Source organism: Parabacteroides sp. merdae-related_45_40 (assembly GCF_001915675.1).
Map to the genome: position 1 here is coordinate 1 of NZ_MNQY01000130.1, position 13,261 is coordinate 13,261.

A 13,261-nucleotide genomic window follows, 5' to 3' on the forward strand; every position below is an offset into this window, starting at 1 on the left:
GAATCCAATTCCGACAGACGCTTACCCACAATATCCGGCAAGGAAGAGATCCCCAACATCTTACGAGCCGCCGGATTAACCGAAAGGACTTCCTTATCGAGATTCAACATAATCACTCCCATCGGTGAAGCATTGATCAGCAGATCCAGAAAATGATTCTGTTCCCTTAAATGCAGTCGTTCGTTCTTCAACTGTTCCATCATCTTGTTGAATATATCGACAATACGATCTGCCTCCTTCTGTCCCACACGGCTCAGACGGGAACTGAAATCCTGTTCCTTCAACAGCTCCATACCGTTCCCAATGATATGAAGCGGCTTGATGATACGGCGATAGAACACAGACAAATAGAGAACCGTCAGAAGTACGAGTCCTTCCACCAAGAAGAACAGGGAAACCGATTCCGTATAGAAAGCATGATAGGTAATGATTGCCAATACAGACAACAGCAATGCAGTCAATATCCAAAACAGTCCTTTTATTCTCATCAGCCGGGACGATTTACTTGTCTACAGGTATATCATATTTCTCTAGACGACGGTACAGGGCTGCCCGACTGATGCCGAGCGCCGTAGCAACGTGTGAAAGATTACCGGCATGTGTCTTCAGTGCCTGGAGAATCGTTTGCTTTTCCAACTCGTCCAACGTCAGGCCTTCAAGCGAAGAAGCAGCCTCAGCCTTTGCCGACAGCATCGTATGGAAGCACTGGCTCTCGAAGTCAGAGGCTTCCAAAACAGCCTTGCCTGATACCAATATCGTCCGTTCCACCAAATTCTTCAACTCACGGATATTACCAGGATAAGGCAGCTTTTGCAGGAAGGTCAAGGCTTCCGACGAAAAGCGGACGGTAGGCAAGCCGTTTATCTCCGATTGTTTGTCGGCAAAATAGCGTACCAACAGAGGAATATCGTCTTTACGCTCACGAAGCGCAGGTAGGTGGACGGTTATCAAGTTGATGCGATAAAACAAATCTTCCCGAAACATGCGCTCTACCACCATTTCACGCAGGTTACGGTTTGTCGCGCTAACCACACGGATATCGACTTTGCGAGGACGGCTATCGCCCAAAACCTCGAACGTCTGGTCTTGCAGAACACGTAACAACTTCACCTGACAAGACAGTTCGAGATCGCCGATTTCATCGAGAAAGATCGTCCCTTTATTTGCCATCTCGAAACGTCCGGTACGATCGATATAAGCATCGGTAAACGCTCCTTTCTTATGCCCGAACATCTCACTCTCGAAAAGGCTTTGCGAAAGTCCGCCAAGGTTGACCTTTACGAACGGCTCCTTCGCACGTGAACTGTTCGTATGAATCGCCTCGGCAATCAGTTCTTTGCCTGTTCCACTCTCTCCGGTTATCAGAACTGAAGCGTTGGTCGGAGCAATCCGGGAAACCGTCCCCAGCACATCCATCAACGGAGCGCTCTGGCCTATGATCTTGTCAAAATGAAATTTATTATCGGCATCCAGGCGGTTCAATGGCATTTTCTGCTCCTTCTTCTGTTCACTTAGTTCGATCGCCGTACGGATAGATTTCAGCAGTACGAGATTATTCCAAGGTTTAGTCACAAAATCGAAAGCTCCTGCTTGCATTCCCTGTACGGCAAGCGAAATAGATCCCCATGCCGTCATCAGAATAACCGGGACATCGGGCTGGAATACCTTCACCTGCTTCAGTAGTTGTATACCCTCTTCACCGGTCGTAGTCAGTGTAAAGTTCATATCCATCAGGATAAGCTGCAACGTCGTCTGGCGTACGACAACCAACGCCTCTTCCGGCCCCGGAACAGCTTCCAGTTCGAACCCGGCTCGTTTCAACAAGAAAGTTAGCGAAGAACGAACGGCAGCATCATCGTCTATTATCAAGATCATTGATTTATGATTTCAAATTTATGATTTCAAATTTATGATTTCAAATTTATGATTTGCAAATTTATAGAATTAAATCAATCATCGCCTCACGATCTTCTCAAATTCCGCATCAAGAGTCTGGTCATTAATGAAATCATAAAGAGTGACACTGCGTATATTGTAATAGTAGTTCCAATAGTCGTACAATTCCTGGATATGCTTCTGTTTAGCCTCATCCTTCGATTGTTGCGCATCGTTCAGGTCCAGAATATTGATCTTTCCGATCATGAATGTCTCGATAGAAGTCTTGTAGCGCTTCTCGGCAATCACATCAGCTTCCTGAGCGATCTCCAATTGGGCAGCCTGGTTATTAAAGTTTTCCACCAACAGGAAAATATCCTGATTGAAACTGATTTCCTCCTGGCGAATCTTGGACAATGTCACATCGCGGTTAGATTCGGCAACCTTCACTTTGCCCCGGCGCTTACCCCAGTCGAGAATCGGGATCGTCATGCCGACTTCCACCACCTGGTTTCCTTTTAACCGGTGATAGGCAGCATCGAACGTATGGTCTTTTCCGGTATAACCGATCGTGGCAAAAAGGTTGATACTGCGGCGGTTTCCTTTGGCAGCCGCGACCTCGTAATCGGCTTCCAGCTGACGACGACGAATATTCTTGGCGAACGAATTGTTTTCCTGTGCTTTCTGTAACACAACCTCATAAATCATCCGTAGAGAAGGAGCGGACTCCGGCAGGATCGGCTCGATCACTTCCTGTTCGCTCAACCCCAAAAAAGCACGGAGCTGAAACATATTGGCATTGAGACCGGACTGCGCCTCAGTCAACTTCCCTTTCATCTGCAAGGCAGACAACTTCAGCTGCATCAGTTCACTCTCGGAGATATGACCGATCTTACGCTTGGCAACAGCTATCTCGTACAATTTATCGGCATTTTCAAGGTTCTGCCTGGCAATATGCAAGTTCTCATTCGCCAGCAACAAATTGAAAAAATAACCGATCGTGTTGATCGTCACCCCTTCCACACTCTCGATATAAGCGGCTTTCGCTTCCTGATAGCGTACAGGCTCGATACGCCTTTTCCATTTCTGATCGTTCACACCGAAAATCGGTTGCGTAAGCGTCAACCCGATAGGCACGCTCATATATTCGTTGAAAGCCCCTTTCCCCAACTGCCGGTTGAAATCGAGAGAAGAGTTCAACGATATCTTACCACCTGTCAAAGCTATATTCTGATCAATCGAAATCTCTCCGTTCAAGCCGAGCGAATTATTTTGGACAAAAGTGTACGAACCATCGGACTGCTGGTATTTGGTATACTGTTTACTATAAGCTGGAAGCGTCCCTTTGAAGTTTATCTCCGGTAACTGGTCGGCAACATGTGTACGGTATTCCCAATAGGCAGTTTTCAACTCGTTTAAGGCAACTGCAGCATCCACCGATTGCATTTGCGCCAAGTTAATCGCTTCTTTGAGGGTCAGCCTGACAGTATCTTGTTCCTGTGCCTGCAATCCGACATCCGATAACAGGAGAGAAATGATGGCTATATAGATCTTTTTCATCGTAATAAATGTTTTGACCCACCATTGGCAAAAGCTATGCCAAAAAGATATATAACTGATTATCTGCAACATGTTCCAAACAACAGTGTCCGAAAATGAACATAGTGTCCGTTTTCGAAGTATTATTAGTATCTTTGTCCCGTTCTCTCAAAACAATAAATAATATGAAAAACAGCGGCTTCACTTTCCGTAAACGACTAGCCAGTTTCCGGTATGCTTTTAACGGCATCCGTTTATTGATACAAAAAGAGCACAATGCGTGGATACATTGTTTTGCGGCTATTTGTGTGGTTATTGCCGGCTTTTTCTTCGGTTTATCCCAGACAGAATGGATAGCGGTCGTGATCGTAATCGGAGCCGTATTATCGGCAGAAGCAATCAATTCATCCATCGAATCATTGGCAGATTTAGTCTCACCCGAATACAACGAAATAATAAAAAAAACGAAAGACCTCGCGGCAGGAGCCGTCTTAATTATGGCAATAGCAGCCGCCATAGTCGGATCGATTATTTTTTTCCCTAAACTGGGATTCTGAATGACTATTTAAAAGAATAGTCCTTTATTTCATTGTTTTACAATTCTCTTTTCCTATATTTGTGCCATTATTAATTAAACATTAAAACAGGAGATTATGGCACGCACAGTAAATTATCCGAAAAGAGCGGAAAAAATTAAAGAAATGATTGATGATTTAGTAAAGGAAATGGGACATTCTCCACACAGAATGTCTAAAAAAGACAAAATCAAACTCATTGACATTGACTTTGAAAATATCGACGTTGTAACACTAATGCAAGTATAGGCACGTATCAGCCGCCTTATTCTTGAAAAAAGCAAATAAACGCAAATAAGACATATCTATAAATGAAACGAATTCTTACCCTGATTTTCATATTATTCGTTTGTTTATCGGGAAAGGCGCAGGAGGTTGAGATAAGCGGAAGCCGCAAGGCTGTCCGTACGTCAGGTGACGTGTTGGCGTTTGTAACGCCTGTAGCGAGTTTGACCACCGTATTGGTGTTGCAGGATTGGAAAGGATTGAAGCAAGGCGCTTTGGCAGGAGTTTCTACTATAGGTATGACATACGCCCTGAAATATCTGATCAAGAAAGAGCGACCGGACGGTAGCGACAAACATTCGTTTCCTTCCATGCACACCTCAGTTTCATTTACGGGAGCTGCATTCATCCAACGGCGTTATGGCTGGAAATGGGGAATTCCGGCCTATGCGATTGCCTCGTATGTCGGATGGAGCCGGACGTATGCCAAAAAGCACGACTGGTGGGACGTTGTGGCGGGAGCCGCTCTCGGAGCCGGAAGCGCTTACATTTTTACCCGTCCGTTTGCCACGAAGCATAACCTGTCTATCAGCCCTGTTGCGAGTGATAAACACTTCGGCATATATGCTTCCATGACATTTTAGAAAATTAAGCCCGGCTTCACAGAGATCATAAAGCCGGGCTTTTTCATACAAACAGTGAGCCATATTAAGCCTTGAGCTTTTGAAATCCAAACGATTATGGATAAAGAATTACCTGAATCAGCATTAGGCATCAAGCCTCCCAAGTCGTATATCCGCGTCAGCAAAAGTAATCTGCCTGGCTACAAAGGCTATAAAGCCAGTGTCATCTTCCGCAGTACGATCGGCATTGAAACGATCGCCGAACGTATTGTCAAGAAAAGAAACGTATACGGTAAAGAAACCCTTGTCACGGCTTTCAATATAATCAAAAACGAAATCTATGAGGCCATCGAAGAAGGCTTTAACGTCGACTTCGGTTTCGGCCGTACGGAGATCACTGCAAGCGGTAGCTTCGAAAGCCTGGGCGAGAAGTTCAACCGCAAGAAACATACCCTCACGCCTTGTCTCCGTCCTTCGCCTCAACTGAAGCAGCGCACGGCACGCATCCCGGTCGAAAACATCACACAGGAAACGTTCGCCAATGCTCCGCGTCCGGCCTATGTCAGCCTCAAGATCGAACCTCGCACTGCTGACAGCACCGAACCTTACAATCAGCTTCCTGCCGGACGCCATCCGTTCATCTCGATCTACGGCAGCCGCCTGACGCTGATGGGCGGCCTGCCCGGCGTCGGCGTCAGGCTCCGGTGCGTCGCTACCGATGAAGAATATTTCTATCCCTCCAGCAAGATGTCCGTCAACTCGGTGAACCGCCTTTGCTTCCCCACCGACATCGATTTTACGCCCGGTGAATGGGAAGCGATCATTGGTAGCCAGTACACTCCTACTTATCATTTATATAAGAAGGAACGTTACGGCTATCTCACCTTTACCGTTGTGTGACACCTCGATGGTTACCTGCATTGAGTATGCCTCATAGTTATGAGGCTTATTACCTCATAGGTTTGAGGCTACACACCTCACAGGTTTGAGGTTTATCACCTCATAGCAATGAGGCATGTCGGATGCAGGTAACCATCGAGCCTGCAAGATATCTGTGTTCAGAGAGCTGCGCAACGCTTTGCGCTCTTTACATCACCTGCCGCCCATCGAAGAAGCGCACGGTGCGTGAGGTCTGGCGCGCCTGCTCTTCGTTATGGGTGACCATGACGATGGTGCGTCCGTCTTCCTTGTTCAATTTGTGGAGCAATTCCATGACTTCGGCTCCCATCTTGGAGTCCAGGTTACCGGTCGGCTCGTCGGCAAGGATGATGTCGGGGTTGCCGACGATGGCACGGGCGATGGCGACACGCTGACACTGGCCGCCGGAGAGCTGCGTCGGGAAGTGGCGCATGCGGTGCGAGAGGCCGACCTTTTCGAGCACGGCGACGGCGGCTTCACGGCGTTCCTTGGCGCTGACCTTACGGTAAAGAAGGGGCAGTTCGACATTATCGAGTACGTTCAGCGAATTGATCAGATGGAAAGACTGGAAGACGAAACCTAACTTCTGGTTACGGAATTCAGCCAGTTGCTTGTCATTCATATTGATCGTGTTGATTCCGGCAATCTCGACCGTGCCGGAAGTCGGAGCGTCCAGTAGCCCGATGATGTTCAGCAACGTAGATTTACCACAACCGGAAGGCCCCATGATACTCAGGAATTCTCCCTTATTGACCGTCAGGTTCACGTTCTCCAGGGCAACCGTCTCGATTTCTTTCGTCCGGTAGATCTTCTCAAGATTTGTAAGTGTTATCATAATCGTTATTGTTTGTTGTGGACAGGGTTAAGAGACTGCCCGTTGTTATTATATTCTTTCGTATATGCTTCCAATCGGCAAATTGCGTATCAAAAGGAGTAAATCACTCATAATGCAACGCCTCCGCCGGAGCCAACCGTACCGCCTTGCGTACCGGGAACCAGATACCTATACAGATCATGACCCCCATCAGAAGATAGGTAAAACCGAAAGTCATGAGAAAACGCATAAATGTAAGCGGTTGGCGGTAAGAATCGAGCTGGTCCATATAAACCATATTAAAGGCAAAGATGATAAAACCGAAAGTCATGAGAAAACGCATAAATGTAAGCGGTTGGCGGTAAGAATCGAGCTGGTCCATATAAACCATATTAAAGGCAAAGATGATCAAGGGCAATGTAAAGGCAAGCAAACAAAGTCCCTCGGTATACATATAGCGTTCCAACGTGATACGGTGAGCCCCCAAAGCCATCCGGAGCCCGATCTCTCCTTTGCGGTTCTGCATACGAAGCCAGAAAGTGCCGATGATACCAAAGAAGACATTTACCAACATAAAGACCATCAAGGAGATTTTGTTATTCGCCTCCCGTTCTTTCTGACTCAATTGCTGTTCACGGAAAGAGGAGATCGGGGTAATGCCGTAGACATAAAGATTGTTGACCTTCAGCCTCTCTCCCATTCCGTCCAGGAACAGGTTCATCTCGTTCTGCGTATAAGGACGTTTCATCCGAACACAGAACTCTGCGCTGCTGGCACCGAAGCTACTGACAGTTGAATTGTAAGTTTCACCTTCCAAGCACTGGAAATAAGAGGCTTCCGGACGTTCGTATTCGTTCGTGCGGATGGAAGTGGAAACCGCAGCGATCTCGGATGACAGATCATGACCGCCATGATACACGCGACGACCGACAATATTCGGGGCACCGTGATAGAAACCTTCCGCCATTTCCGGTGTGATCACAATCACGTTATGCCGTCCGGCAACCTTGTCGTAGACCGGTTCCCCGTCGACCGTCCGGATACGGAAAAGGCGGAAATATTCCGGTGTGACATTGCGCATTTGGAACGACTCCATATGGGCCGCATAGATCGTGTCGCCATCCACCGGCTTGACTTCCCTCCAGGAATTGCCGTTCGAATAGGGACAAGAATAGAAAGTGACACAAACATCCTCCACTTCCGGGTTCTGACGGATCTGAGTCATCAACCGCGTCAAATCTTCCGGATCGGACGAATGATAGAGAGAATCAGGCATGTAGCCCGGCGCCTTTGCATCCAAATCGCTTAACTTAAAACGCCATACGTTTCCGATATCGAAGCCTAAAGGAGCATGATATGTCCGGTAATCCACCCAGAACGTATCTATCATCATCCAGAGCACTGCAGCCACCACCGCCAACTCTGCAAATATCCAGCCGTTGCTGCGGCGCTGGTTCCACATTATCTTTAAAATATGTCTGATCATTGTATTGGATTTATTTATTGTTCAATGCTTCCACAATTTGTTCACGGGAGATCCGGATTGCCGGAAGGCCGGCGCTCAGCAGATTCAACAGCAGAGTGAAGAAAAGGGCGGCGGCAAACAGGACAGGCTTGAAAAGCATCTCGAAAGTAACCACTGTATCCTTTGTCAAAAGGAACGACTTGCCGAGTTGGAGCAAGATAACAGACAGGACGATTCCGATCAAGCCCCCGATCAGAGTGATAATCAGATTCTCGCATAAGACCTGCGTCAACAGACGTCCTTTCGTTGCCCCGAACGCTTTACGAAGCCCCACCTCGGAGCGGCGTTTTTGAACGGACGATTGGACGACACCTGTCAGGTTCAATGTCGGCACCAACAACAGGAACAACAACAAAGGAGCCGTTTGCGTCAGATATTCTTTCCATCCCCTCCGGATACCTCCGTCCATATCATTCGATCCCAACGCTACGTCCAAGCGGGAAAACACGAAGTTCATTCCTAAGACAAACTCACGGCCGGCAGCATTATAACGGCTGACCGCTTGTTTGATTTCCGCACGGATCGCCTCGAAATCACTTGCCGAACAAGCTAGGATAACCCCTTGGAAACTACCGCAGACACCACCGCACGACCTACCGTTCACATAATTCGTATTGCTGGTATAGGGAACCCAAACATCCGCATAAGCACTGTTGGCTGCCCGCGTCGGAGCTTCCACCACTCCCGTAACGGCATACGGCACATAGCCCATCAACACCTCTTTTCCGATCGGGTCTTCCGATCCGAAAAGCTTACGGGCCAACGTATTCGTAATGACCACACGAGGCAAGCCGGAAATGAAATCCGCCTCCGTAAACGGTTTGCCGGAAATGAAGCGGAAATCAAAGACCTTCCAGAAACCGGGATCGGTATACTTTATCACATACTCCTCGAACAGCTGGCGGTCCGACAGCGAGACGATCACCTTGCCACTCGCTATCGCCGTCACCGCTTCGGGGGTTTGAAGCGGATAAAGACATTCCTTCACGACACCATCGGACATGGCGGTCGAATTCCGGGTTTCACTATCCCGTGAATCTGCCCGTATCCCCATGATATAAAGCATCCTGTCCCGGTTCGACTCCGGTCGAAAACCGACCAGCTTGATTTGGAACTGGAGAATCACCACCAGTATCATCGCAATCGAAAGTGCCGTTCCAAGAATCGAGATCACACTGGTAAGGCGATTCTCCTTCAACATCTGGATAGCTTGTTTAAAATACTGTCTGAACATGAGAAAAGATATTTACGATTTATAATTTATGATTTCTTGCTTATGGCCAATGATGAACATCCCATAAATCTTTTCATTCATAATGCAAAGCCTCTGCCGGATTCATCTTTGCAATCCTGCGTGCCGGGAACCAAATACCAAGCCAGATCATACCGGCTAGCAACAGACAACTGCTTCCGAAAGTGACAAGAAAACGCCACCAGGTGTAAGCCAATCGGTCTGTGTCCGGCAAATCGAAATAGAGCATATTGAATATAAACACCAAAACCACCGGAATCGTAAAGATCAGCAAGAAAAGACCTTCTACGTTCAAAAAACATTTCAATGTGCCACGGGAAGCACCAAGAGCCGAACGAAGTCCCATTTCGCCACGGCGATACTGCGTACGGAGCCAAAATGTGCCGACAATACCGAAAAAGACATTCACCAGCATAAAACCGACAAGAGCTATTTTCTTCTTCAGATTGTCTATACTGCTTTTCAGTATAACCGGACGTTGTTCCTCCAACGGGATGACACTCGATACATACAGGTTATTCACTGACAGCCGTTCACCCATTTTCTCCAGGAAACTATCCATATCTTCCATACGAAACCCGTTTCTCATGCGGACCAGACAGTCCATATTTTGAGGCTTTGCATCGGAAGCTGATTTGGCAATATCTTCGTCGGTCCTCATCAAATAATAGAAGCAAGGTTTGCTTTTCACATATTCGTTCTGACGGATGGGAGAGGTAACGGCAGCAACCGTTTCGAAAGTCGTACTCTTGGAACCCCATTTCACCTGCTTACCTTTGCCGGACTGCCCTTGGAAGAAATCAGTCTCCATATCCCCCGATATGACAATATCGCCTGTACTTTCCTCCACGATCGGACGTATCGGACGGCCCTCCCTGTCACTAATCCGCAAGACATCGAAATAAGAAACAGTCACATTAAACATCTGGTAATAATTGGCCTTTACGCTTGTATCAGCATCCGCCCGTACCAACTGGGACCAACTGTTCGACCAGGTATACGGACAAGAATTCATCGCCAAACATATTTCATCCACCTGCGGAGCCCGACGGATGTTGTCAACCAAACGGACCAGATCTTCTCCATCGGTAGTCGTAAGCAACGAATCCGGGACATATCCCGGTATTTCAGGGCTCATCTTGCCGATATTCACCTTATAAACATTCGTTATATCGAAACCCAACGGCTTGTAATAGGTATACAGATTCACTAACAAAGAATCCATCATAATACATAACACGGCAAAAACCAATAATAGTTCCACAAATATCCAACCGTTATTCCGCCGTTGATGCCAGATTATTTTCAATATGTGCTTGATCATCGTCTTCTTAATTTATAAGTTAAACTATTCTCCGTCTTTCAGGGATATGACAATTTTCTGACGGGCAATGCGCATCGCCGGTATGCCTGCCGAAAGCAGATTCAGCAGTAAGCTGAAAAACAAAGCCAATAAAAACACAGCCGGCTGGAAAATCATATCCCCGCTTAAAGCCGTATCACGGCTTTGTAGCAAAAAATCTTTGCAAACAGGCAAAAGCAACAGGGAAAGGAGCAGACCAACCAGACCGCCGATCAACGTAATCACACTGTTCTCGTACAATATCTGGCGAACCAACACGCCGTAAGTCGCTCCAAATGCTTTACGCACTCCCATCTCCGCACGTCGTTTTTGCACGGCAGACTGTGTTACACCCAACAGGTTCAAAGCAGGCACAAGCAGCAGAAACAACAAAAGGCTACCGGTTTCCAAAAGATAATCTTTCACATCCACCTTACGTTGCCCGATCGAACCGATCGCTATGTCAAAACGTGTAATAGGATTCTCGAAGAAATTAATCTTCGCATCCTGCTTCATCCCGTTATAACGTTCTATCTGCTTCAACAATTCATGCCGGATCGCTTCGAAATCACGGCTGTCCTTTGCCAACAGGCAGATAGAAAACCAGCCGGCCATATTTTCGGAACTGGTATTCGTCATCAGGATACGGTCGGTCGTATAGGGGACCCACACGTCACCGAAAGCCGTATCGGCGGCACGGCTGACGTCTTTCACCACACCGCAAACCGTATAGGCTGTCAAATCGATTATCACAGTTTTTCCTACAACGTCTGTCGTTCCGTATAATTTCCGGGCCACACTCTCGGACACGACTGCTTGTGTAATCCCCGAATCAAAATCCGCTTGCGTAAATGGTTTACCGGTCAGAAAACGGAAAGAAAAGACTTTCCAGAAACCGGTGTCCGTATATTTGATCTGATATCCTTTATACATCCGTTTCCCTGGTATGGATAAAGGCTTCAACTGCATGGCATAACCAGAAACCGCTTCCGGTATCTCCAATGAATAGAAACATTCCTTCACTGCTTCAGGAGACATGTTTCCCCGGTTCCATCCATTACTGGTCTTCACTTCCGTCCCACTATCCACATACATCATCCGGTCGCGGTTGTTCTCCGGATAAAAATTGGCGAACTGTATCTGGAACACCAGGACTACCACCATAATCATAGCAATGGAGATGGCTGTACCCGCTATGGAAATGACACTGACAAGACGATTCTCCTTCAGCATCTGAATGGATTGCTTGATATATTGCTTGATCATAAAACTTACTATTACACGTTAATCTTCTATTTTCAATTTGTTCTTGTCTTTATAAGCGTTCATGTCCGAGACAATGACCTGGTCACCTTCCTGCAGGCCACTAACCACTTCTACATATTCGAAATTACTGTCTCCCAACTGCACTTTGCGTTTCAACAACTGGTTTCCGTTTACGACAAAGAGTTCGTATTCTCCTTTTCCCACATAATAAGAAGAGTTGGCAATGCGGAGCACATCGTCTTTCACAGCATTCATCACATAGACATCGGTCTTCAAACCGGAACGAAGACGCTTATGATTGTCTTCCTCCAATTGGACCGTGAAAGAGATCACGCCGTTCTTCGACAAAGGAGTAACATCGCTGACCGTCCCGTCCAGTTTTTCACTGCCGATCTTGATAACCGCTTTACTGCCGGCAGCAATACGGTCTCCGTAGGTATCGGCAATCTCACCTTCGATCTTGAAATGAGACAAGTCGGAAACGATTGCCACCTTCGCTCCCTGGCCTATCTGCGAGCCGATCTCGTTGTTCACATAGGTCAGGATCGCCTTACGAGGTGAACGGATTTGGGCATCTTCCAACGTACGCCGAGTTTCGGCAAGGCTTTTACGGAAGATATTCAGTTCCAGCTCTTTTACTTTCAGATCCGCTTCGGCCAGCGCCTGTTCGTTCTTATATTTCTGCTCGTCTTCCTTCAGTTTGAGGATACTCACATTATAATCAAGTTCCACCTGGCGGACTTTATCGGTCGTACCGGCTCCCAAGCTGTCTAAATAGCGTTCGTTACGGAGTTCGACCGCTTTACGATCCAGCTCCATGCGGGAGACTTTCAGGTTCATTTCCATTTCCGAAAGTTTGTTGTGGTTCGTCACGCGTTGCTGTTCCAGTTGCAGGCTCTTCATCTGTTCCTCGTCCAACTGCTTGTTATATTCCGTCTCGGCGCTCTGCAAATCCAGTTTCAGGATAGGCGTGCCGACATCGACCGAATCCCCGCCTCGCTTATACACCTCCACAATACGAGAGTTGATCGGTGAATTGATGATTTCCTCAAACGCGGGGATCACTTTGCCAGACGCACTGACCGAAACTTCTATCACTCCCTTATCGACTGTCGAAATATTGAGGTCTTTCCGTTTAAGGCTGGTCTGAAGCATGGAGATCACGACTACGATCAGGACGATAAAACCGCCGACAGCTGTCCCTATCCTGATAAACTGTTTACGTTGCTCCTTTCTCTGTACTTCTTTTGAAATCTCTCTGTCCATATTTAATATTGCTTTAATTCTTCTTTTCCCGGCATTTCTAC

At 47.1% G+C, this 13,261-nt stretch carries 13 protein-coding genes; 4 read left to right on the plus strand and 9 right to left on the minus strand.

The window, feature by feature from the left end:
- From BHV83_RS18180 to BHV83_RS18190, 3 genes are all read right to left on the minus strand, one after another.
- A partial coding sequence (locus tag BHV83_RS18180; RefSeq protein WP_286757866.1) for a PAS domain-containing protein occupies positions 1-488 on the minus strand: 488 nt, incomplete at its 3' end.
- 13 nt (positions 489-501) lie between these two features.
- On the minus strand, positions 502-1,875 hold the full coding sequence (locus BHV83_RS18185) for a sigma-54-dependent transcriptional regulator (RefSeq protein ID WP_022322754.1): 1,374 nt from the start codon (positions 1,873-1,875) through the stop codon (positions 502-504).
- A gap of 78 nt (positions 1,876-1,953) precedes the next feature.
- Positions 1,954-3,435, minus strand: coding sequence for a TolC family protein (locus tag BHV83_RS18190; RefSeq protein ID WP_005636328.1), 1,482 nt, complete (start codon positions 3,433-3,435; stop codon positions 1,954-1,956).
- A 164-nt stretch (positions 3,436-3,599) separates the two neighbouring features.
- Here BHV83_RS18190 and BHV83_RS18195 point away from each other — a divergent pair, with 164 nt between their 5' ends.
- The 4 genes from BHV83_RS18195 to BHV83_RS18210 all read left to right on the plus strand — a co-directional run bounded on the left by BHV83_RS18195 (position 3,600) and on the right by BHV83_RS18210 (position 5,737).
- Positions 3,600-3,971 carry a diacylglycerol kinase family protein gene (locus tag BHV83_RS18195; RefSeq protein WP_005636326.1) on the plus strand — a complete coding sequence of 124 codons (372 nt, stop codon included), beginning with the start codon at positions 3,600-3,602 and terminating at the stop codon, positions 3,969-3,971.
- A gap of 96 nt (positions 3,972-4,067) precedes the next feature.
- The gene (locus BHV83_RS18200) at positions 4,068-4,238 is read left to right on the plus strand and encodes a hypothetical protein (protein ID WP_286757867.1); all 171 of its coding nucleotides are present in this window, start codon (positions 4,068-4,070) and stop codon (positions 4,236-4,238) included.
- Positions 4,239-4,300: 62 nt separating this feature from the next.
- Entirely contained in the window at positions 4,301-4,858 is a 558-nt protein-coding gene (locus BHV83_RS18205) for a phosphatase PAP2 family protein (RefSeq protein ID WP_005636323.1), read from the plus strand.
- 96 nt (positions 4,859-4,954) lie between these two features.
- Positions 4,955-5,737, plus strand: a complete 783-nt coding sequence (locus BHV83_RS18210) for a DNA-binding domain-containing protein (RefSeq protein WP_005636317.1) — start codon at positions 4,955-4,957, stop codon at positions 5,735-5,737.
- A gap of 187 nt (positions 5,738-5,924) precedes the next feature.
- On the opposite strand, the gene BHV83_RS18215 is transcribed toward BHV83_RS18210, so the two are convergent.
- From BHV83_RS18215 to BHV83_RS18240, 6 genes are all read right to left on the minus strand, one after another.
- Positions 5,925-6,590: an ABC transporter ATP-binding protein gene (locus BHV83_RS18215; RefSeq protein WP_005636316.1), complete on the minus strand. Its 666-nt coding sequence runs from the start codon at positions 6,588-6,590 to the stop codon at positions 5,925-5,927.
- 103 nt (positions 6,591-6,693) lie between these two features.
- On the minus strand, positions 6,694-8,055 hold the full coding sequence (locus tag BHV83_RS18220) for an ABC transporter permease (protein ID WP_286757868.1): 1,362 nt from the start codon (positions 8,053-8,055) through the stop codon (positions 6,694-6,696).
- A gap of 10 nt (positions 8,056-8,065) precedes the next feature.
- The gene (locus BHV83_RS18225; protein ID WP_005646494.1) at positions 8,066-9,328 is read right to left on the minus strand and encodes an ABC transporter permease; all 1,263 of its coding nucleotides are present in this window, start codon (positions 9,326-9,328) and stop codon (positions 8,066-8,068) included.
- A 73-nt stretch (positions 9,329-9,401) separates the two neighbouring features.
- A complete protein-coding gene (locus BHV83_RS18230; protein WP_286757869.1) occupies positions 9,402-10,670 on the minus strand; it encodes an ABC transporter permease in 1,269 nt (422 codons plus the stop codon).
- Between the two features lie 24 nt (positions 10,671-10,694).
- Positions 10,695-11,954 (minus strand): ABC transporter permease, encoded by a 1,260-nt coding sequence (locus BHV83_RS18235; RefSeq protein ID WP_022322749.1) that lies wholly within the window; start codon positions 11,952-11,954, stop codon positions 10,695-10,697.
- Positions 11,955-11,972: 18 nt separating this feature from the next.
- Complete coding sequence (locus tag BHV83_RS18240) at positions 11,973-13,220, minus strand: efflux RND transporter periplasmic adaptor subunit (RefSeq protein ID WP_005651030.1); 1,248 nt, start codon at positions 13,218-13,220, stop codon at positions 11,973-11,975.
- Between the last annotated feature and the right edge of the window lie 41 nt (positions 13,221-13,261).